At 67.1% G+C, this 20,558-nt stretch carries 17 protein-coding genes; 6 read left to right on the plus strand and 11 right to left on the minus strand.

Translation table 11 applies throughout. The annotated features are described in order from the left end of the window. Window positions 1-288 precede the first annotated feature (288 nt). The 5 genes from O0K41_RS10080 (at window position 289) to pgaD (ending at window position 7,467) form a co-directional block, all read left to right on the plus strand. Window positions 289-1,494: an MFS transporter gene (locus O0K41_RS10080; RefSeq protein WP_005413997.1), complete on the plus strand. Its 1,206-nt coding sequence runs from the start codon at window positions 289-291 to the stop codon at window positions 1,492-1,494. A gap of 332 nt (window positions 1,495-1,826) precedes the next feature. Next, window positions 1,827-3,854 carry a poly-beta-1,6 N-acetyl-D-glucosamine export porin PgaA gene (pgaA, locus tag O0K41_RS10085; protein ID WP_149501245.1) on the plus strand — a complete coding sequence of 676 codons (2,028 nt, stop codon included), beginning with the start codon at window positions 1,827-1,829 and terminating at the stop codon, window positions 3,852-3,854. Between the two features lies 1 nt (window position 3,855). Beyond that, on the plus strand, window positions 3,856-5,742 hold the full coding sequence (gene pgaB / locus O0K41_RS10090; RefSeq protein ID WP_005413999.1) for a poly-beta-1,6-N-acetyl-D-glucosamine N-deacetylase PgaB: 1,887 nt from the start codon (window positions 3,856-3,858) through the stop codon (window positions 5,740-5,742). Window position 5,743: 1 nt separating this feature from the next. Beyond that, entirely contained in the window at window positions 5,744-7,000 is a 1,257-nt protein-coding gene (pgaC, locus tag O0K41_RS10095; protein ID WP_005414000.1) for a poly-beta-1,6-N-acetyl-D-glucosamine synthase, read from the plus strand. Beyond that, on the plus strand, window positions 6,997-7,467 hold the full coding sequence (gene pgaD / locus O0K41_RS10100; protein ID WP_005410359.1) for a poly-beta-1,6-N-acetyl-D-glucosamine biosynthesis protein PgaD: 471 nt from the start codon (window positions 6,997-6,999) through the stop codon (window positions 7,465-7,467). Before pgaC ends, pgaD begins: the two co-directional genes overlap by 4 nt. Before the next feature lie 103 nt (window positions 7,468-7,570). Here the strand turns inward: pgaD and O0K41_RS10105 are convergent, their stop codons facing one another. The 11 genes from O0K41_RS10105 to O0K41_RS10155 all read right to left on the minus strand — a co-directional run bounded on the left by O0K41_RS10105 (window position 7,571) and on the right by O0K41_RS10155 (window position 18,961). Continuing rightward, a complete protein-coding gene (locus O0K41_RS10105) occupies window positions 7,571-8,842 on the minus strand; it encodes a glutamate-5-semialdehyde dehydrogenase (protein WP_164222815.1) in 1,272 nt (423 codons plus the stop codon). After that, on the minus strand, window positions 8,839-9,996 hold the full coding sequence (gene proB, locus O0K41_RS10110; protein WP_164222817.1) for a glutamate 5-kinase: 1,158 nt from the start codon (window positions 9,994-9,996) through the stop codon (window positions 8,839-8,841). Before proB ends, O0K41_RS10105 begins: the two co-directional genes overlap by 4 nt. An 11-nt stretch (window positions 9,997-10,007) precedes the next feature. Further along, entirely contained in the window at window positions 10,008-10,271 is a 264-nt protein-coding gene (locus O0K41_RS10115) for a YciI family protein (protein ID WP_164222820.1), read from the minus strand. Further along, window positions 10,271-11,566, minus strand: coding sequence for an argininosuccinate lyase (gene argH, locus O0K41_RS10120; RefSeq protein WP_164222823.1), 1,296 nt, complete (start codon window positions 11,564-11,566; stop codon window positions 10,271-10,273). The genes O0K41_RS10115 and argH overlap by 1 nt, the downstream gene beginning before the upstream one ends. 20 nt (window positions 11,567-11,586) lie before the next feature. Beyond that, window positions 11,587-12,540 (minus strand): N-acetyl-gamma-glutamyl-phosphate reductase, encoded by a 954-nt coding sequence (argC, locus tag O0K41_RS10125; RefSeq protein ID WP_005414005.1) that lies wholly within the window; start codon window positions 12,538-12,540, stop codon window positions 11,587-11,589. After that, window positions 12,537-13,139, minus strand: coding sequence for a GNAT family protein (locus O0K41_RS10130; protein WP_164222825.1), 603 nt, complete (start codon window positions 13,137-13,139; stop codon window positions 12,537-12,539). Before O0K41_RS10130 ends, argC begins: the two co-directional genes overlap by 4 nt. A 3-nt stretch (window positions 13,140-13,142) precedes the next feature. Next, entirely contained in the window at window positions 13,143-14,471 is a 1,329-nt protein-coding gene (locus tag O0K41_RS10135; protein WP_164222828.1) for an acetylglutamate kinase, read from the minus strand. Between the two features lie 25 nt (window positions 14,472-14,496). Next, window positions 14,497-15,585, minus strand: coding sequence for an acetylornithine deacetylase (locus O0K41_RS10140; protein ID WP_164222831.1), 1,089 nt, complete (start codon window positions 15,583-15,585; stop codon window positions 14,497-14,499). Window positions 15,586-15,736: 151 nt separating this feature from the next. Beyond that, entirely contained in the window at window positions 15,737-16,933 is a 1,197-nt protein-coding gene (locus O0K41_RS10145; RefSeq protein WP_164222834.1) for an argininosuccinate synthase, read from the minus strand. A gap of 119 nt (window positions 16,934-17,052) precedes the next feature. After that, entirely contained in the window at window positions 17,053-18,063 is a 1,011-nt protein-coding gene (locus tag O0K41_RS10150) for an N-acetylornithine carbamoyltransferase (RefSeq protein ID WP_005410369.1), read from the minus strand. A 334-nt stretch (window positions 18,064-18,397) separates the two neighbouring features. Beyond that, window positions 18,398-18,961, minus strand: a complete 564-nt coding sequence (locus O0K41_RS10155) for a hypothetical protein (RefSeq protein ID WP_049451716.1) — start codon at window positions 18,959-18,961, stop codon at window positions 18,398-18,400. A gap of 187 nt (window positions 18,962-19,148) precedes the next feature. On the opposite strand from O0K41_RS10155, the gene cysS reads away from it, so the two are divergent. Further along, the gene (gene cysS, locus O0K41_RS10160) at window positions 19,149-20,525 is read left to right on the plus strand and encodes a cysteine--tRNA ligase (protein ID WP_049451669.1); all 1,377 of its coding nucleotides are present in this window, start codon (window positions 19,149-19,151) and stop codon (window positions 20,523-20,525) included. Window positions 20,526-20,558 lie beyond the last annotated feature (33 nt).

A 20,558-nucleotide genomic window follows, 5' to 3' on the forward strand; every position in this document is an offset into this window, starting at 1 on the left:
TCAGTCTGGTAGAGCGCTACGTTCGGGACGTAGAGGTCGCAGGTTCGAATCCTGTCTCCCCGACCACTTCGGTGGTCACCAAGAAGCCTGGAAGACATCACTGTCCTCCGGGTTTTTTTGTATCAGGCACCTGGCCGCCCGCATGACGGGACCTTGCCGGAGCCCGCACGTACAATGGCCGCGCTGCCGGCCCGCCAGCAGCCCCCACCTCCACCTGCCGCTTCGGCGTAGACCGATGCCGGCGCTGCATGCCATTTCCGCGGCATGCGACACCTGCAAGGACCACCGATGAGTTCCTCCACTTCCGATTCGCCGTCGCTGCTGCACGGTCGTGTCCTCGCGTTTGCCGCGATCCTGCTGGCAGCGGTCAACCTGCGCACGGCGGTCACCTCGATCACCCCGCTGCTCGACGTACTCGGCCAGCAGTTCGGCTTCGGCACCACCATGACCGGCGTGCTGGGCATGCTGCCGACCGCCTCGTTCGCGCTGTTCGGTGTGGCCACGCCGGCGCTGGCGCGGCGCCTGGGTCTGGAGCGCACCACGCTGCTGGCGATGGTGATGGCGATGGCCGGCCTGCTGCTGCGCTCCAGTGCCGGCAACGTCGGCACGCTGCTGCTCGGTTCGGTGCTGGCACTGGCCGGCATGGGCATCGGCAACGTGGTGGTGCCGCCGCTGGTAAAGCGCTACTTCGCCAACAAGGTCGGCACCATGAGCACGCTCTACATCAGCGTGCTGCAGCTGGGCACCATGCTGCCCGCATTGCTCGCGGTACCGATGGCCAACGCCGCTGGCTGGCGCGTGTCGCTGGGCATGTGGGCACTGCTGGCACTGGCTGCCGCACTGCCGTGGCTGGTTCTGGCCAGGCGCGCACCGAAGCCGCAGGCAGATGCCACCGACCCGGCCGCACAGCCGCATGGGAAAGTCTGGCGCACCTCACTGGGCTGGAGCATGACGCTGATGTTCGGCATGACTTCGCTGATGACCTATTCGATGTTCACCTGGCTGCCACGCATCGTGGTCGAGGCCGGCGGCACACCGGCCTTTGGTGGCGTGATGGTGGCGGTGTTCTCGGCGCTCGGGCTGCTGCCGTCGCTGGTCATTCCATCCATGGCAGTTCGCATGCAGAACCCGTTCCCGCTGGTGCTGATCGGCTTCTTCTCGTTCGTGATCGCCTTCACCGGCCTGCTGCTGGCACCGATGAAGGCCCCCCTGCTGTGGGCGTGCCTGCTCGGCGTCGGTCCATCCACCTTCCCGCTGGCGCTGACCCTGATCAACCTGCGCACGCGCACCCCCACCGGCTCGGCGGCACTGTCCGGCTTCATGCAGGGCGTGGGTTACAGCTTCAGCTGTCTGGGGCCGTTCCTGGTCGGCTGGCTGCATACGGTCAGCAACGGCTGGACGCTCCCGTTCAGCTTCCTGTTCGGCTGCGCCACCCTGATGCTGTGCGCCTCCTGGGTGGCCTGCAAGCCGCGCAAGCTGGAAGACCTCTGGTAAGCCGCAACCGGCCCTACCTACCGCTCGTCAGCCCGTCTGCGCATTTTGACACCGGGCTGACAATTCCGGGCGGATAGTGCCCACGAATGCCCATCCTTGCCGCGTGCCGGCATCGGGCATGGGGGCGGCAGCGCCGCCCAGGCCGCCATTCGGTGTGCGGGGGACTCTCGTTTCAGACAAGACATTGCAGGTCGCTGTCCGGGTTTGTATCCGTCCTTGCTGGACGGGAATGCACGAAGGGAGTGACGCGGGCCACGGCCACGCCAAAAGCTGGCATGTGATGTGCGTCACATTTCTGAGGTTGTCTGGTTCGGAAGCCAAGGGGGTCCCCAATGGTTGTCCACCGCCGGCTGGCGCTCTGCGTCGGCCTTGCCTGTACCGCCCTGGCCTGGGCCAGCAGCGCTGCCCCGCCTGACCGCGAGGCGGCCCTGGCCGAGATCGGCCGCTACCGCGACCAGGCCCGCTGGCTGGATGCCCTCGGCGCGATCGAGCGCGCCAGCCAAGAGCAACCCAACGACGACCTGCTGTTCAAGCTGCGCGTACTGACCCTGGGCGACATCGGCAACGCCTGGCGCGCCTGGGAGCTGTACCAGCAGCGCCCGCAACTGTTCGACGCTGCACAGAAGCAACGCATCGAAGGCGACTACCTGGCCAAGCTTGTGGTCTGGAGCCTGGCCTACAGCAGCAGCGAAGACAGCCGCCTGGAAGAAGCCGAATCGACCCTGGCGCGCATGCAGCGCTACCTGGGCAGCGAGGGCACCCCGCCCGCGCAGGCGCCGCTTCGCGTCCGCATGGACCGGCTGATCCTGCTCAACCGGCTGGGCCGCCATGCGCAGGTGCGCGAGGAAGCCCGCGCACTGCAGGCCGAAGGCCATGCCCTGCCCGACTATGTGCTGCCTGCGGTCGGCGATTCGCTGATGGGCACCCTGCATCCGGAAGAAGCCATACCGGTGCTGCAGGCGGCAGTGGCCGGCGACCCGACACGCGATGCCTCGCATTCGGAACTGGCCTATGCCTACCTTGAGAGCGAGCAGCAGGAAAAGGCGATCGACCTGCTGCAGGCCTGGCGTGACAAGGAGCCGGCGTGGCGCTGGAGCAACGGCAAGTCACCGTACGCGAACTGGTCACGTTACGAGGCCGACCTGAATCTGGCGATGGTACGCGCCTACAGCGGCGACCTGCGCACCGCACAGCACGACCTGGAATCGATGGTCGACATCGCACCGGGCAACGGCGGCCTGCAGAGCGCGCTGGGCAGCGTGTACATGATGCGCGGATGGCCACGCATGGCACTGCAGCGCCAGCAGATGGCACATGCGCTGGACCCTCGCGACATCGAGCCGCGGCTGGGCATGGAGGAGGCCTACGTCGCCCTGCAGCGCGATGACCTGGCAAGGCCACTGCACGACGATCTTGTCGCACGCTACCCGACCCAACCCGCCGTCGAACGCATGGACCAGGCCTGGCGCGCGCATCGCGGTTGGCAGCTGAAGGCATGGACCGACATTGGTCGCAGCTCCGGCGGTGGCGGCACCTCGCCGCTGGGCAACAACGACCGTCACTACGGCATGGAAGTGCAGACACCGGTGCTCGACGACCGCTGGCGGTTGTTCGCCTTCGCCGACAGGCGCTCGGTCGACTTCCAGGACCAGCGCATCGACCCGCTGTGGCTGGGCGCGGGCGTACGCTACCGCTTTGGCCAGCTAGATGCGGAAGCGGCGGTACTGCGCGCCAACGACCACATTGGCGATACCGGCCTGCGCATCGGCGTGGGTTGGCAGTTCAACGATTACTGGCATGCCGGGCTGGTGGCCGCACGCAATGACCCGGAAGCCTCGATGCAGGCGCGCGTGGCGGGCATCACCGCTGACAGCGTGAGCGCGCAGGTCGACTACCGGCGCAGCGAGCTGACCCACTGGATGTTCGGCGCCAGCCGCTTCCGCTATGACGACGGCAACCACCGCGAGCTGTTCAGCACCAGCATCGAACAGCGCCTGCTGACCCGCCCGCGCTGGTTGATCGACGGCCTGGCCAGTGCCTACACCAGCCGGGGCAGCCGCGACGACGCGCCCTACTTCAACCCGAAGCGCGACCGCATGGTCGAGATCGGGCTGCGCATCGACCAGCAGCTGTGGCGCCACTACGAGCGCCACTTCCGGCACCGCCTGACGGTCTCGCTGGGTGACTACTGGCAGGACGGCTTCGGCAGCGCGCTGGTCCCTTCGGTGTCCTACATGCACGAATGGCAGCTGGGCCAGGGCCGCGTGTTCGAGTACGGCGTGCGCTGGTCGCGGCCGGTCTACGACGGCCACCGCGAGCGTCATATCGGCTTCGAAGCCGCACTGCGCTGGGGAGAGTGACATGGCCCGCATCCTGCGACTGATCGTGCTCCTGCTGCTGGCCGCCACGCCGCCGGCGTTCGCGCAGCAGGCGCTGCATCTCGATGCCACTGACAACGGCCTGCTGATCCTCAGCTACCACGACATCCGCGACCGGGTCGCGGCCAAGGGCGACGCCGATACCTACGCGGTGAGCACGCAGAACTTCGCTGCGCACCTGGATTGGCTGGGGGCACACGGCTACCACCCGGTGTCGCTGTCGCAGGTAATCGACGCCTCCCAGGGACGCGCCACGCTGCCACCGAAACCGGTACTGCTGACCTTCGATGATGGCCTGCGCAGCGTCTACGACAAGGCGTTCCCGCTGCTGCAGGCGTACCGCTACCCGGCGCTGGTGGCAGTGATCACCGATTACGTGGACATGGCGCCCGGGCGCACGATCGACTATGGCTACCGGCCGTTCGGCCACGATGACTTCGTTACCTGGGCGCAGCTGAAGCAGATGCACGACAGCGGCCTGATCGAAGTGGCCAGCCATACCGACGACCTGCACCACGGAGTGCTTGCCAATCCGCAGGGCAATTCGACGCCAGCGGTGGTCACCCGCATCTACCGGCCGGCCACGCGCAGCTACGAGAGCGAGGCGCAGTACGAGCAGCGCCTGCGCGCCGATCTCGGCCGCAGCGTGCAGCGCATCCAGCAGCACCTGGGCGTGCGCCCGCGCGCCATTGTCTGGCCGTACGCGGCCTACAACCAGTTGAGCAACGACATCGCCGAACAGCTGGGCATGCCGGTGTCCTTCGATCTGGAAGGCCGCAGCACACCAGTGGCCAGCGACCTGCATGGGCTGGCGCGCTTCCTGGTCAGCGACAACCCGACCGTGGAGGGCCTGGCCTACGAGCTGCGGCGCGACGTTGCGCTCGACGGCATCCGCGCGTTGCAGGTCGACCTGGATGATGTGTACGACCCGGACCCGGCGCAGCAGGGGCGCAACCTCGATGCGCTGATCGAGCGGGTCAAGCGCATTTCGCCCACCCACGTCTACCTGCAGGCGTTCGCCGATCCGGACGGCAACAACACCGCCGATGCACTGTACTTCCCCAACCGGCACATGCCGATGCGCGCGGACCTGTTCAGCCGGGTCGCCTGGCAGCTGAAGTCGCGCGCGGGGGTGAAGGTCTACGCATGGCTGCCGGTGCTCGGCTTCGAGCTGCCCGACCCCGTGCAGCGCAAGGCACTGGCGATCCACAACGGCGATGCCGACGGCATGTACCGGCTGGACTTCACCAATCCGAAGGCACGCCAGATCATGCTCGACATCTACGAGGATCTGGCCGTCAACTCGTACTTCGAAGGCCTGCTCTTCCATGATGATGGCTACCTGCGCGACACAGAACTGCCGACGCTGGCGGCCGGCGACGATGGCAGCGCTCGCACCCGGGCGCTGATCGACTTCACCCTGGCCCTGCGCGACAGTGCGCAGCGTTGGCGGCCGAAGCTGGCCACGGTGCGCAACCTGTACGCGGAGCCGGTGCTGCGTCCGCAGAGCGAAGCCTGGTTCGCGCAGCGCCTGGACCTGTTCAACAAGGCCTACGACCAGACCGCACTGATGGCGATGCCGTGGATGGAAGGCAGCAGGCATCCGGAACGCTGGCTCGACCAGCTGCTGGCCGCGGTGCGTGCGCACGATCCCCAGTTGCAGCACACCCTGTTCGAACTGCAGACCGTCGATTGGCGCAGCGGGCAACCGATTCCCGCCGAGCGGCTGCGCGCGCAGATCCGCCAGCTGCAGGCGCAGGGCGTGCACCACTTCGCCTGGTACCCGGATGACTTCATCGCCGGCCAGCCTTCCACCCATGATGCCCGCGCGGCGATGTCCGCCGGCAACTTCCCGTACCCGGAGAAGTGACATGGACATGCACCCGCTGCTGCAGGTCCTGTTCCAGTTCGCCTTCTACTACCCGATGGTGATGGCGTTCTTCTGGATGTCGGGCGGCCTGTATTACTACTTCCGGCGCGAACGCCATTCGCGCCCACGCAACGACCCGCCGCTGATGGTCGATCCACCGTTCGCGAGCCTGTTGATTCCCTGCCACAACGAGTCCGCGAACCTCGACGACACACTCGGCGCGGCGCTGGCACAGCGCTATCCGGCCGACTACGAGGTGATCGCCATCGACGATGGCAGCAGTGATGACACCGGCGCCCGGCTCGACGTGCTGGCGGCGAAGCATCCGCGGCTGCGCGTGCTGCACCTGGACCGCAACCTCGGCAAGGCCAACGCGCTGCGCATGGGTGCGCTGGCGGCCCGCTCGGAGTACCTGGTGTGCATCGATGGCGATGCCATGCTGGAGGAACACGCCCTGCACTGGATGGTCTGGCACCTGGTCAGCGGCAACCGCGTCGGTGCGGTCACCGGCAACCCGCGCATCCGCAACCGTTCCACCCTGCTTGGACGCCTGCAGGTGGCCGAATTCTCCTCGATCATCGGCATGATCAAGCGCGCGCAGCGCGTGTACGGGCGCATCTTCACCATCTCCGGAGTGATCGCCGGCTTTCGCCGCACCGCCCTGCACCAGGTCGGCTGGTGGTCGGACGACATGGTGACCGAAGACATCGACATCAGCTGGCGCCTGCAGCGTGCGCATTGGGACATCCGCTACGAACCCAACGCGCTGTGCTTCATCCTGATGCCGGAAACGCTGAAGGGTCTGTGGCGGCAACGGCTGCGCTGGGCGCAGGGTGGCGTGGAAGTGATGCTGCGGCATGCGCGTTCACTGCTGCACTGGAAGGAACGGCGCATGTGGGGCGTACTGCTGGAGTACGTGCTGAGCGTGATCTGGGCCTACACCATGTTGTTCATCGTGGTGCTGTGGGTGCTGGGCAAGCTCATCGACATGCCGCCGCAGCTGTACATCGCCAGCCTGCTGCCGCAATGGCATGGCGTGATCCTGGCCCTGGTCTGCCTGATGCAGTTCGCCAGCAGCCTGATCATCGACCGTCGTTACGAAACACAGATTGGACGCAACTACTTCTGGGTCATCTGGTACCCGATGGCGTACTGGCTGATCAGTCTTTCCACCACCCTGGTGGCGTTGCCGAAGACCCTGCTGCGCCGTCGCAGCAAGCGCGCCACCTGGACCAGTCCCGATCGGGGGATCCGATGAACGCACAACGCCCGTCCAACCGCTTCGACTCACGGATGATCCGCAAGCCGCATCGCCAACCACGCTTCCAGCGCACCGCCTGGGGCTTCGTCACCCTCGCGTTCTGGGGGTTCTACTTCTACCTGTGGGCACCGTTGGTGACCCTGTTCTCGTGGCTGATCGGCGGCCAGCTGGCCTGGCAGCAGCTGTACGAACGGCAAAGCCAGTTCGACCCCTATGTGCTGGTGGCACTGCCGCTGATGCTGCTGTGTGCCAGCGTGCTGCTGATCGGCTGGGCCGAGTACAACCGCGCGCGCTTCCGTGGCCACGAGCGACGCCTGCCGCGACCGCTGGCCAGCCTCAATGAAGTCGCGGCCGATCTGGGTGCCAGCACCGGCCTTGCCGAGCGTCTGCTGGGCTGCAAGGCGGCCACGCTGCACATGGACGATCACGCGCGGCCGATCGGTATCCGCCGCGAGGTGGTGTGACGCCCCGGTAGTCGCCGACCCGGGTCGGCGCTTGGGCCTGGTGGGCGCCGACCTTGGTCGGCACCGGGGTCTACCGCGAAGAGCATCCGCGCATCGCGTGGATCTACTTGCGCGTCTGCCCTTCACCGCGCACGACGAATCGTTCGACGGTGAGTGCTTCCAGGCCCATTGGGCCGTACGCATGCAGGCGCGTGGTGGAAATGCCGATCTCGCTGCCCAGGCCCAGCTGTCCACCGTCGGAGAAGCGCGACGAGGCATTGACCATCACCACCGCCGAGCGCAGTGCGTTGACGAAGCGCTCGGCATGGCCGGCGTCTTCGGTGGCGATCACTTCGGTGTGGTCGGAGGTATAGGCACGGATGTGCGCGATGGCCGCCTCGAGGTCATCAACCACGCGCACGGCCAGCACCAGGTCGAGGAACTCGGCAGCGTAGTCGTCTTCGCTGGCGGCGGTGCTGCCCGGCAGCAGCGGCTGCGCGTTCGTGTCGGCGCGCAGCTCCACGCCACGCTCACCGAGCGCCTGCGCCACGCGCGGCAGGAAGGCTTCGGCCACATCACGATGCACCAGCAGGGTTTCCAGCGAGTTGCAGGCCGACGGACGGCTGCACTTGCCGTCCACCAGAAGGTCGATGGCTTTGCCGAGGTCGGCGCTGGCATCCACGAACAGGTGGCAGACACCCTTGTAGTGCTTGATCACCGGCACCCGCGCATGCTCGGCAACGAAGCGGATCAGGCCTTCGCCGCCGCGCGGAATCGCCAGATCGATCAGTTCATGCAGCTGCAGCAGCTCCAGCATTGCTTCGCGGCGCAGGTCGGTCAGCACGGTCACTGCCGCCGCCGGTACACCATTGGCCTGCAGGGCGCCGGCGAGCGCCTGGGCGATGGCGGTGTTGGAGTGGACCGCTTCGGAACCACCGCGCAGGATCACGCCATTGCCGGCCTTCAGGCACAGCGCAGCCGCTTCGGCGGTCACGTTCGGGCGCGCCTCGTAGATCATCGCGATCACGCCCAGCGGCACGCGCACCTTCTGCACGCGGATGCCGTTTGGACGCACATCGTCGCGGGTGATCTGGCCGACGGGATCGGGCAGCGCGGCGACCTCACGCACGGCTTCGGCCATCGCGAACAGGCGTGCCGGGTCCAGCGCCAGGCGGTCGAGCATGGCACTGCCAATGCCTTTCTCGCGCGCAGCGGCAAGGTCGCGCGCATTACCGGCCAGGATCAGCCCGGCATTCACTTCCAGTGCCTGGGCCATTGCCAGCAGCAGCGTGCGGCGCGCCGCACTGTCGAGGCCGGCAACGATCTGGGCCGCGTCACGGCAGGCACGCGCCTGCGCTTCGATTTCACTCATCGGGGAGTCCTTCAAACCGGTCATGGCAGCACCAGATCGTCGCGATGGACGACACTGCCACCGTAGTTGTAGCCCAGCACGGCCTCGATGTCGCGCGAATGGCGGCCGGCGATCCGGCGCACATCATCGGCCGCGTACTGGCTGACGCCGCGCGCCACGCAGACGCGGCCCTGTGGCGCGTTCCAGCACACCTGCACCATGTCGCCACGGCGGAACATGCCCTCCGCGCCGGTGATGCCGCCGGGCAGCAGCGAGGCGCCCTTCTCGCGCATCGCCTGCGCCGCGCCGGCATCGATCACGATCGCACCCTCGACCAGCGGCGCGTGCCGCAGCCAGTGCTTGCGGGCCGCCTCACGGCTGCGCGCGGCGTGGATACGGGTACCGAACAGGCGGTCCTGGGCCAGCGCGCGTACCACGTCACCGCTGCGGCCATTGAACAGATAGGTTTCGATGCCGAGACGACCCGCCTTCGCTGCCGCTTCCAGCTTGGTCCGCATGCCGCCGGTACCGGCGCGCGAGCCGGCGCCGCCGGCCATCGCCAGCACCTCGTCACTCAGTTCCGGCACGTCGTGCAGCGGCCGCGCGTCGGCCGCGGTGCGCGGGTCGGCGCTGTACAGGCCATCGATATCGGTGGCGATGAACAGCGCATCGGCATCGACCAGCGCCGCCACCGTCGCCGCCAGGTTGTCGTTGTCGCCAAGCTTGAGCTCGTCCACCGACACGGTGTCGTTCTCGTTGACCACCGGCAACGCGCCCAGCCGCAGCAGTTCGTTGAGCGTGGCGCGGGCGTTGAGGTAGCGGCGGCGGTTGCGCAGGTCGTCATGGGTCAGCAGCACCTGCGCCACCGGGCGCTCGAAGAAGCGCTGCCAGAGCCCGATCAGCTGGGCCTGGCCGAGCGCAGCCAGCGCCTGCCGCGCCGCCATCGCCGCGCCAGGTTCATCGGCCCGCGGCAGGATCGCGCGCCCGGCAGCGACCGCGCCGGAAGACACGATCACCACCTCGCGCCCGGCCAGGACATTGGCCGAGACGAACTGGGCCAGGCCCAGCGCGTGGCGTGGTGACAGGCCGCCGCCATCGGCTGCCAGCAGGCTGCTGCCGACTTTCAGCACCGCACGCCGCCACGGCGGCAGCGCCTGTTGCGGAAACGGCGAAGCGGCGTTGGCGGCGTGCAGGGTCATCAGTCAGTCTCTCAGCGGGTGTTCCATTCGTGCACGGTCAGCTCGGAGGCCTGCATCGTCACCAGCGGATCGGTGGCGACGATGGCCTGCGCCTGCGCCAGGCTGTCCACGTTGCACAGCACATAGGCGCCACCACTGCCGTCGGCGAAACCACCAGTCAGCTGCAGCTTGCCCTGCACCTGCAACGCATCGAGGAAATCGCGGTGCGGCTGCACCGCTGCATCGTTGAAGTCCGGCCGGCGCATCGCCATCACCAGGTAGACAGTGCCCGCCATCAGGACAGCGCCTGCCAGCGCGCGCGCAGTTCGTCCAGGCGCAGGTCGGCGGCCGAACCCGGCGACAAGCGCGCGGCGAGGCTGCCTTCCGGGGTACGCCCCTGCCCTGCACTGTCGGCACCGGCCGCAGCGGCCTTGTAGGCCTCACGGAACGGCACGCCGGCCACGGCCGCTTCCACCGCCACGTCGGTGGCATACATGCCCGAATCGATGGCCGCACGCAGCTTGTCGTCACGCCATTCCAGGTTGGCCAGCAGCGCCGGCAGCAGCTCCAGCGCGGCCAGGCCACGGCCGAAGCCGTGGAAGATGGCGCCCTTGGACGACTGCAGGTCGCGGTGGTAGCCCGACGGCAGCGACAGCAGCTGCTCGATCTCGGTGCGCGCTGCGGCGACGCTGGCGTGGGTCGCACGCATCAGCTCGATCACGTCCGGGTTGCGCTTGTTGGGCATGATCGAACTGCCGGTGGTGTACTGCGCCGGCAGCGCGACGAAGCCGAACTCGGCGCTGGTGAACAGCGACAGGTCCCAGGCGATGCGGCGCAGGTCCAGCGTGGCACCACCGAGCGCTTCCAGCGCGGCCAGCTCGAACTTGCCGCGCGACAGCTGTGCGTAGATCGGCGAGATCTGCATGCGCGCGAAACCGAGCGCGGCCGTGGTGTGTTCGCGGTCCAGCGGCAGGTTCACGCCGTAGCCGGCAGCCGTGCCGAGCGGATTGGCATCGACCAGCGCATGGGTGTCACGCGCGCGGATGGCATTGTCGATGAAGGCCTCGGCCCAGCCCGCCCACCACATACCGGCCGAGGACACTACGGCGCGCTGGATGTGGGTGTAGCCGGGAATCGGCAGGTCCTTCTCGGCCTGTGCGCGGTCCAGCGCGACCTTGGCCACTTCGGCGCTGAGCTGTGCCACGCGCTGCAGCTTCTCCTTCAGCCACAGGCGGGTGGCGACCAGGATCTGGTCGTTGCGGCTGCGGCCGGTGTGGATCTTGCGGCCGGCATCGCCGAGGCGTTCGGTCAGGCGGGCTTCGATCGCCGAGTGGCCATCCTCATACTGGGTATCGAGCACGAAGCGGCCTTCGCGGAAGTCCTGCGCCAGCACCTCCAGTTCGCGCAGCAGGCCGTCCAACTCGTCGGCACTGAGGATGCCGATGTGCTGCAGGCCTTGTGCATGTGCGGCGCTGGCGGCGATGTCATGCAGGAAGAACTCGCGGTCGAGGATCACGTCGTCGCCGGCGAGGAAGGTCTGGATCTGGGCGTCGACAGCGACGCCGGGCTTCTGCCAAAGAAGGTCTGCCATGGGGGCTCCGGAAGGCGTGTTCAGTGCGGGATGGACATCAGTTCATCGATGCCCAGCGCGAGGTTGAGGTTCTGCATGGCCTGGGTGGCCGCGCCCTTGAGCAGGTTGTCCAGGGTCGCCACCACGACGACCCGCTTGCCGCCCGGCGCGAGCGTGAAGCCACCGACCTGGGCACCGTGTCGGCCGGCGATGCGGCTGACCCACGGCGCTTCATCCACCACGTCGATCAGGGGTTCGCCGGCATAGGCCTGCTGGAAGCGCTCGACGATCTGTTCGCGGGTCTGCACGCGGTTCAGCCACAGGTTGGCGGTAAGCGTGATGCCCCGGAAATGCGGCGCGACATGTGGCATGAATTCAACAGCCACACCCAGCTGCACCGACACCTCGCGCTCGTGCACGTGGTTGGTCAGCGCGTAGGGCATCAGGTTGTCGGCCAGCAGTTCGACGTTGTTCTTGTCCGACGGCGTGGTACCGGCGCCGGAGTAGCCGGAGACACCGAAGCACTGCGGCGGACCGGCCAGCAGGTCCAGCAGCGGATGCACCGCCAGCTGCATCGCCGTGGCATAGCAGCCCGGGTTGCTGATGTGCTTCTGGCCGTTGTAGCGGCCGCGGGTCAGCTCCGGCAGGCCGTAGTACCAGCTGTTGTCGAAGCGATAGTCGGCCGAGAGATCGACGATGACGGTGTCCGGCTTCGCCGCTTCCAGCGCAGCCACGAACGGTGCGGCCAGGCCATTGGGCAGGGCCAGGATCACTGCGTCCACACCCTTGGCCGCCACCGCGTCGGCGTCCAGGTTCTCGTACTGCAGATCGCCCTGGAATTCCGGGTGATGGTCGGACAGGCGCTGCCCGGCGCGCTCGCGCGAGGAGACGAAAGCCAGTTCCAGCCGCGGATGGGCGGCCACCAGCTTGATCAGCTCGGCGCCGGTATGGCCGCGGGCACCGACGATGCCAAGGGTAAAGGTCGAATCGTTCATGCGTGGCTGTCCAGGCGGTACTGCAGGTGGCGCTTCACGCCCTGCCATTCCGCGTCGATGATGGAGAAGATGACGGTGTCGCGCGGCGTGCCGTCGACATGCCGCTTGTGGTTGCGCAGCACGCCATCCTGCTTGGCGCCGAGGCGGGCGATGGCAGTGCGCGAGGTGGCGTTGAACCAGCTGGTTTCCAGCACCACGCTGATGCAGCCCAGCGTTTCGAAGGCGTGCTGCAGCAGCAACAGCTTGGCTTCGGTGTTGGCACCGGTGCGCTGCACGCGTGGTGTGTACCAGGTGTAGCCGAGGCTGAGCTTGGGCACACCGGCATCCATGTCGTAGAAGCGCGTGCTGCCGATGATGTCACCCGCCGCATCACGGATCACGAACGGCAGCACCTTGCCTTCGCTCTGCGCCTGCAGCGCGGCCCGCACATAGGTCTCGGCCTGTTCCGGCGACGGCACCTGGGTGTACCAGAGCTGGTCCAGGCCGCTGCCTTCAAGCGCATCGCGCAGGCCGGGCACGTGTTCCATCTGCAGCGGCTGCAGGGTTACGTGCTGGCCGCGCAGGGTGGGAACCGTGTTCCAGGCATCGAGGTTGCTCATTGCTCAGCCCTGCAGGCTCGGGGTGCGCTGCGCGCAATGATCGACATAGGTCTTGATCCGGTCGATGCCATCGGCACCGAACCAGAATACCTTCCAGTGGTCCTGCTTGTAGCAGCCGTCGGATTCGGCGTAGTAGAAGTGATTGATCGGGTTGCCATGGCGCGAGCGCCAGAACAGCTGCGGCGTCTCCTCCAGCATCACGTTCCAGACCGCACGGCCCAGACCCTCGCCCTGCGCGTCGTCGAGCACGGCGAACTTGTCCAGGTACACGCCCTCTGCCTCGTCGGTGAGGATGACCGCGGTGCGGTAGTTCTCGCTGACGTAGGCACGCAACAGCTTGGTCTTCTCGAAATAGTCCGGCACCAGCGCGCGGCCGAAGCTGGATTCGATCAGGCCCTTCAGGCGCGGCAGGTCCAGTTCGTTCCAGGCGGTGGCGCGCAGCACCTTCTCACCCTTGCGCACCAGCGTGCCCGAACCCTTGTGGGTGAACAGTTCCTTGGCCAGGTCGGCCGGGCGCGTGATCGACACCGACGATTCCAGCGGCAGGCGGTCGAGCAGATCCTTGATCTGTTCGATCTTCACCTTCATGCCGCCGTGGATCCACGGCTGCGCGATCAGGTGGTCGTACTCGGTGGACAGGTTGATCGAATCGATCACGTTGCCCGCCTCGTCCAGCAGGCCGCCCGTGCCGGTCAGGAAGATGATCTTGTACGGCTGCAGTTCCTGCACCAGCTCGTTGGCGGCGAAGTCGGCGTTGACGTTGAGGATCTGGCCGCCGGCGGTCTCGCCCAGGCTGGTGATGACCGGGATCGAGCCGGCGCGCAGGCTGGCCTCGATCGGTGCCAGGTTGACCTTCTTCACCTCGCCGACCAGGCCGTAGGTATCCACATCCAGGTACTCGGCTTCGAACACGCCGCCGGTGATCGAGGTGGCGCGCGCGCCGTTCTGCTGCAGCGCCTCGACCAGCCGCAGGTTGGACTGCTGGAACACCCGGCGCACGATCGCCAGCGCTTCCGGCGAGGTCACGCGCAGGCCGTTCACGGTCTGCTTCTCGATGCCGGCGCCCGAGAGTTCGGCATCCAGCTGCGGGCCGGCGCCGTGCAGCACGATCGGGGTCAGCCCGACTTCCTGCAGGAACGACAGCGAAGAGGTCAGCGCGTCGAGGTCGTCGCGCAGCACCGCGCCGCCGACCTTGACCACGGCGAAGCGCTTGGCATCCAGCTGCGAGAAGCGCTTGAGGTACTGGCTGATCTCCTTCGCGCTGGCCATGCTGGAAAGCAGGCGCACGATGGTCTGGCGGGTCTGGCGATGGGGCTGGAGGGCAGGAGACATTTCGGTTTCGTCGGAAAGGGAAGAATCAGGCGCCGGCGGCGATGATGCGGTGCACGGCGTCGGTGTAGCGCTGCAACTGCTCCAGCGTCACGAACTCATCGGCGGTGTGGGCCTGGGCGATGTCACCCGGGCCGAACACCAGCGTGGTGTAACCACCGGCCGAGAACAGCGAGGCCTCGGTCCAGAAGTCCACCGCGTTGCCGATCGGCAGTTCCAGCGCATCGGCCACGTCACGTGCCAGCAGGCGGCGGTTCTCGGCTTCGGCGATGTCGCCGGCCGGCAGGCTGGGGCCACGGAAGGTTTCGGTGAATACCGCCGCTTCCGGCTCGGCGAAACCGGCGAAGGTGGCCAGCAACGCGTCGATGTTCATCGACGGCAGCGGCCGGAAGCCGAAGCGCACTTCGGCAGCGGGCGCGATCATGTTGGCCTTGATCCCGCCTTCGACGCGGCCGATGTTGAAGCGCAGGCCCGTCAGCCCACCGAAGCGCGCCGAAGCCAGCGATTCCACATGGTCCAGCGCGCGGTTGCCCCAGCGCATCGCCTGGTGCAGCGCGCTGGCAGCCGCATCCTGCTTGCCCGAGGCGTGCCCTGCACGACCGGCGAACTGCATCAGCACCGAGCTGATGCCGCGATGCGCCAGCACCGCTTCGCTCATGGTCGGCTCGGCCACCAGCACCGCGTCGTACGGCAGGCCACGGGCCAGGAACGCGGCGATGCAGCGCGGATCGTTGGCTTCTTCATCGCTGGAGAACAGGAACGCGGCATCACCATCGCTGGCATTGGCCGCAGCCACCAGTGCAGCGGCCGCGCCCTTGATGTCACACACGCCCAGGCCGACCACGCGGTCGTCCAGGCGCCGCATCACATGCGGGTCGGCACTCCAGTGCGGCGAGTCCGGCACCGTATCCAGGTGCACGTTGAACAGGTACTTCGGCGTACCACGCACGGCGTACAGGCTGACCGCGCCCGCGCCATGGTCGATCACCTCGACGTTGAAGCCGGGCAGGTTCGCGCGCAGGTAATCGAAGATGCCACCGGTGGTGATCGCACGCGGCGGGTTGCGGGTGTCGAAAGACACCAGGGCCTGCAGGTGATCGAGCGTCTGTTCAAGCATGTGTCTGAATATCCGTAGGGTTCGAAATCGGTAGTGCCGGCCGCTGGCCGGCTCCGCAATGATCCAGCCGTGCCACGAGCCGGCCAGCGGCCGGCACTACCCTCCATCGACGTTGCGAGGCGCCGGCCAGCGGCCGGCCCCCCGTCACAGGTCAACCACGATTGACCTGCGCATAGACAGTGGAGCTCATCCCGAACAGCTTGATGAAGCCCTCCGCCTCTTCCACGCCCCAGTCGGCCGACTGCGCGTAGGTGGCGCCCTTGGTGTTGAGCAGGTGCGGCGACTTCACCGCCACTGCATCGACGCGGCCACCGCGGGTTTCCAGCACCACTTCACCGTTCACCTTGGCCTGCGAGGACTTCAGGAAGGCTTCGATGTCGGTCTTCAGCGGGTCGTGGTAGAAACCTTCGTACACCAGCTCCACCCACTTGCGCGCCACGTCCGGCTTGAAGCGGTTCTGCTGCTTGGTCAGCACCGCATCTTCCAGCGCGCGGTGTGCGGCCAGCAGCGAAACCAGGCCCGGGGCCTCGAACACGATGCGGCCCTTCAGGCCGATCACGGTGTCGCCGGTGTACACGCCGCGACCGACGCCGTACGGGGCGAACAGCTTGTTGAGCTGGGCCAGGATCTGGTCGCCCGGCAGCGCCTTGCCGTGCAGTTCAACGGCTTCGCCTTCAACGAACTTCAGGGTGACGGTCAGCGCCTGTTCCGGCCACTCGCTGCGCGGTGCGCACCAGCCACGAGCGCCCTCGCCCGGGGCTTCCCAACGGTCGATCTCGCCGCCGGACATGGTCAGGCCCAGCAGGTTCTCGTTGATGGTGTAGGCCTGCTGCTTGGCGCGCACGCCGAAGCCGCGCTCTTCCAGGTACTTCTGCTCGTAGGCGCGGGTCTGGGTGTGTTCCTTCTGGATCTCGCGGATCGGCGCGATGATCTGGTAGTCACCCAGCGCCTTCACGGCCAGGTCGAAGCGGACCTGGTCGTTGCCCATGCCGGTGCAACCGTGGGCGATGATGTTGGTGCCCAGTTCGGCGGCACGCTTCAGCGCGGCATCGACGATCAGGTAGCGGTCCGAGACCAGCAGCGGGTACTGGCCCTGGTAGCCTTCGCCGGCCCACACGAACGGCTTGACGAAGCCTTCCCAGATGGCCGGGCCACCGTTGACGGTGACGTGGCTGGTCACGCCCAGTTCGGCGGCACGCTTTTCGATGAAATCGCGCTCTTCATCATCCACGCCGCCGGTGTCGGCGAACACGGTGTGCACGTTGTAGCCGCGCTCCTGCAGGTACGGCACGCAGAAGCTGGTATCCAGGCCGCCGGAGAAGGCGAGAACGACGTCTTTGTTGCTCATGGGAGTCAGGTCCACTTGGGGGATGGGAATTCGGTAGAGCCGACCGTTGGTCGGCTGGAATGATGGATGCGCCGCTGCGGGAGCAGCCGACCAACGGTCGGCGCTACCCCTTGTTCGATCTAGCGCCCGGCAACCGCCGCCATGATCGCCTTCTGCACGTGCAGGCGGTTCTCGGCTTCGTTGATGGCGATGCACTGCGGCGAATCCATCACCGCGTCGGTGGCCTTCACGTTCCGGCGCAGCGGCAGGCAGTGGCTGAACACACCGTTGTTGGTCAGTGCCATCTTCCGCTCGTCCACGATGAAGTGCTTGAACTGGTCGCGGATCGGCTTCTCCGGCTCCCAGTTGCCGAAGAACGGCAGCGCGCCCCAGCTCTTGGCGTAGACCACGTCGGCGCCGGCGTAGGCGCTGTCGATGTCATGGCTGATCTTCAGCGAACCGCCGCTCTCGGCCACGTTCTGCTCGGCCCAGCCCATGTAGCGATCGTCGAGGATGTAGTCGGCGGTCGGGCACAGCAGGGTCACGTCCATGCCCATGCGGGTGGCGATGGTCAGTGCCGAGTTGGCCACGGCGGTGTTCAGCGGCTTGGGGTGGTAGGTCCAGGTCAGCACATACTTCTTGCCACGCAGGTCCTGGGTGCCGAAGTGCTCCTGCAGGGCCATGACGTGGGCCAGTTCCTGGCACGGGTGGGTGATGGTCTCCATGTTGATGACCGGCACCGGCGAATACTTGGCGAAGCTGTTGAGGACGATGTCCTGGCGATCGTAGGCCCAGTCGATGAACTTGGGGAACGCACGCACGGCGATGATGTCACAGTAACGGCCCAGCACCTTGGCCACTTCCGCAATGTGTTCTTCGGTATCGCCGTCCATCACCGTGCCGAGGTTGAACTCGATCGGCCACGCATCCTTGCCCGGCTGCAGCACCACCGCGTGGGCGCCGAGCTGGAACGCGCCCAGTTCGAAGCTGGTGCGGGTGCGCATGGAGGGGTTGAAGAACACCAGCGCGATCGACTTGCCCTTGAGCTGGTCGCCGAGCTTGTTGCGCTTGAACAGCGCGGCCTGGGTCAGCAGCGCGTCAAGATCGCTGCGGCTCCAGTCCTGGGTGTTCAGGAAGTGCTTGGGGGACATCATCTTTCCTTGCGTGGCGGCGCCGGGTTCGACGCGGTGGAAGGGAAAAGCAGGAAGCAAAGGTGGATCGAAAAGGTTGCAGTTGCAGCTTTCAGCACATGCATTTTTGAAGCGCGGAAACGAAAAAACCCAGCCGGCGGGCTGGGTTTTTTTCGGACGAACAGCAGAAAGCTCCGGTTACCCAGCGAGGATGTGGGGTTCCGGTCGACGCGCACGCGAGGTCATGCCCGACGCCTGTCGGGCTGCGCTGCTGTCGTGCTGGAAGTCGGTGAGCTTCATGGCCGCCAATCTTTGCATGCGGCCGGGGCCGACGCAAGGGGCCGGGGTCGCAGAATCAGGGATTACCGGCGGCGCCCTGCTCGGGGCCGACCCAAGGGGTGATCGAAACCCGGATCTTCAGCCGGTTGCCGGGGTCCTCCGGCAGGCGCGACCGGTACTTGGTGCCCTTGTAGACGTAATCCACGTCATAGGCGATCGGCCGGCGGAATTCACGCCCGACCGGCACGATGCGGCAGTCGCGGGTCAGCATCGGGCCGTTGTTGGCCGGTGCCGGGGCAGGCGTCTCGGCGGCGGTCTCCTCGGAGACCTCTTCATCGCTGCGCTTGAACATCGAGCGCACCGAGTCCCAGAAGCGGCTGATCCGGCCCTTGTCCTCGACCGGCTCTTCACCGGTGACGTTGACCGGGGCCAGGGTGCGGGTCGAGATCGGCTCGCAATGCTCCTCGGTGCGGGTCGCGCGCAGGGTCTGGAACACCGGCTCGACGTTCAGCACCTGCGCATAGTCGAACTTCACGTTCTCGACGATCACCACCCGGTTGCGCGGCTCGGCCTCCTGCGCCTGGGCCACGGCGGCCGTCGCCGACAGGCAGGCCAGGGTCAGCAACGCGATGGATTTCAGTGGCGACGGGAGCAAGGACACGGCAATAGTGTAGGCAGTGACGAGCGCAAGGGGCTGAACATTACCCGTCCACGCCGTTCCTGCCCACCCCACCTTGGGTGGAGCCGGCGTCCACCGGTGGCAATCGGCGCCCCAAAGCGGGCCGACACGTTCTAAAATCACAGGCTTGTCCCCCAGCCACAGCCCCATGACCCTGCGCCTGCACAACAACCTGACTCGCCAGCTCGAACCGTTCACCCCGCTCGATCCGGCCTGTCCGACCCTGTATGTGTGCGGCCCCACGGTCTACAACTACGTGCACATCGGCAACGCCCGCGGCCCGGTGGTGTTCGGGGTGCTGGCCGATCTGCTGCGGCGGCGTTTCGGTGGCCTGCGCTACGCGCGCAACATCACCGACGTGGACGACAAGATCAACACCGCTGCGCGCGAGCAGGGGGTGCCGATCAGCACCATCACCGACAGGTTCGCCGCCGCCTACCGTGAAGACATGGCCGCGCTGGGCGTGGTGCCGCCGGACATCGAGCCGGAAGTGACTGCGCACATGCCGCAGATCATCACCATGATCGAGCAGCTGATCGCCAATGGTCATGCCTATGCCGCCGAAGGCCATGTGCTGTTCGCGGTGGCCAGCTTCGACGGCTACGGCAAGCTCTCGCGACGCGATCCGGAAGAGATGCTGGCCGGCGCCCGCGTCGATGTCGCCCCCTACAAGCGTGATCCGGGCGATTTCGTGCTGTGGAAGCCCTCCACCGACGACCTGCCCGGCTGGGAATCGCCCTGGGGCCGTGGCCGCCCGGGCTGGCACATCGAATGCTCGGCGATGGCGGCCGCCCATCTGGGCGAGACCATCGACATCCATGCCGGCGGTGTCGACCTGCAGTTCCCGCACCACGAGAACGAGATCGCGCAGAGCGAATGCGCGCATGGCGGCAGGATCTTTGCCCGCTACTGGCTGCACAACGGCATGCTCAACTTCGGCGGCGCCAAGATGAGCAAGTCGCTGGGCAACATCGAGCGCGTACACGACCTGGTGCGCCAGCATCCGCCGGAAGCGCTGCGCCTGGCCCTGCTGTCGGCCCATTACCGGCAGCCGCTGGACTGGTCCGATGGCCTGATCGAGCAGTCGGTGCGCACCCTGGACCGCCTGTACGGCACGCTGCGCGAGCTGGCGTCGATCGAAGCCAGCGCGGTGATCCCGGCCAGCGTCGAGGCGACCCTGGATGACGACCTGAACACCCCGCAGGCGCTGGCCGAAGTGGCCCGCATCGCCGCCGATGCACGCCGCGCCACCGACCCGGCCGAACAGGCACGGCTGAAGGGCGAGCTGCTCGGCGCCGGCCTGGCGCTGGGCCTGCTGCAGGCCGATCCGGCGCAGTGGTTCGGTACCGCTGCGGGCGATGACGGCGACGATGCCCGCATCCAGGGCCTGATCGACGAGCGTGCTGCGGCCAAGAAAGCGCGTGATTTCGCGCGTTCCGATGCCATCCGCGACCAGCTGGCCGCCGAAGGCATCGTGCTGGAAGACACCCCGCAGGGCGTGCGCTGGTCGCGCAAGCGCGGCTGACCTGCCCTGCCCCGTGGCCGGCCCGCCGGCACG

Source organism: Stenotrophomonas sp. Sm2128 (genome assembly GCF_030985535.1).
In the GTDB taxonomy this organism is placed as follows: Bacteria; Pseudomonadota; Gammaproteobacteria; order Xanthomonadales; family Xanthomonadaceae; genus Stenotrophomonas; species Stenotrophomonas maltophilia.

Bases quoted from the DNA above. Each gene is read 5' to 3' on its own strand.
- O0K41_RS10105 (WP_164222815.1), bottom strand. From the start codon at position 8,842: ATGACCGGTTTGAAGGACTCCCCGATGAGTGAAATCGAAGCGCAGGCG.
- pgaC (WP_005414000.1), top strand. From the start codon at position 5,744: ATGGACATGCACCCGCTGCTGCAGGTCCTGTTCCAGTTCGCCTTCTAC.
- O0K41_RS10115 (WP_164222820.1), bottom strand. From the start codon at position 10,271: ATGGCGGGCACTGTCTACCTGGTGATGGCGATGCGCCGGCCGGACTTC.
- O0K41_RS10145 (WP_164222834.1), bottom strand. From the start codon at position 16,933: ATGAGCAACAAAGACGTCGTTCTCGCCTTCTCCGGCGGCCTGGATACC.
- O0K41_RS10130 (WP_164222825.1), bottom strand. From the start codon at position 13,139: ATGAGCAACCTCGATGCCTGGAACACGGTTCCCACCCTGCGCGGCCAG.
- O0K41_RS10080 (WP_005413997.1), top strand. From the start codon at position 289: ATGAGTTCCTCCACTTCCGATTCGCCGTCGCTGCTGCACGGTCGTGTC.
- proB (WP_164222817.1), bottom strand. From the start codon at position 9,996: ATGACCCTGCACGCCGCCAACGCCGCTTCGCCGTTTCCGCAACAGGCG.
- cysS (WP_049451669.1), top strand. From the start codon at position 19,149: ATGACCCTGCGCCTGCACAACAACCTGACTCGCCAGCTCGAACCGTTC.
- argC (WP_005414005.1), bottom strand. From the start codon at position 12,540: ATGAACGATTCGACCTTTACCCTTGGCATCGTCGGTGCCCGCGGCCAT.
- pgaD (WP_005410359.1), top strand. From the start codon at position 6,997: ATGAACGCACAACGCCCGTCCAACCGCTTCGACTCACGGATGATCCGC.
- pgaA (WP_149501245.1), top strand. From the start codon at position 1,827: ATGGTTGTCCACCGCCGGCTGGCGCTCTGCGTCGGCCTTGCCTGTACC.
- O0K41_RS10150 (WP_005410369.1), bottom strand. From the start codon at position 18,063: ATGTCCCCCAAGCACTTCCTGAACACCCAGGACTGGAGCCGCAGCGAT.
- pgaB (WP_005413999.1), top strand. From the start codon at position 3,856: ATGGCCCGCATCCTGCGACTGATCGTGCTCCTGCTGCTGGCCGCCACG.
- argH (WP_164222823.1), bottom strand. From the start codon at position 11,566: ATGGCAGACCTTCTTTGGCAGAAGCCCGGCGTCGCTGTCGACGCCCAG.
- O0K41_RS10135 (WP_164222828.1), bottom strand. From the start codon at position 14,471: ATGTCTCCTGCCCTCCAGCCCCATCGCCAGACCCGCCAGACCATCGTG.
- O0K41_RS10140 (WP_164222831.1), bottom strand. From the start codon at position 15,585: ATGCTTGAACAGACGCTCGATCACCTGCAGGCCCTGGTGTCTTTCGAC.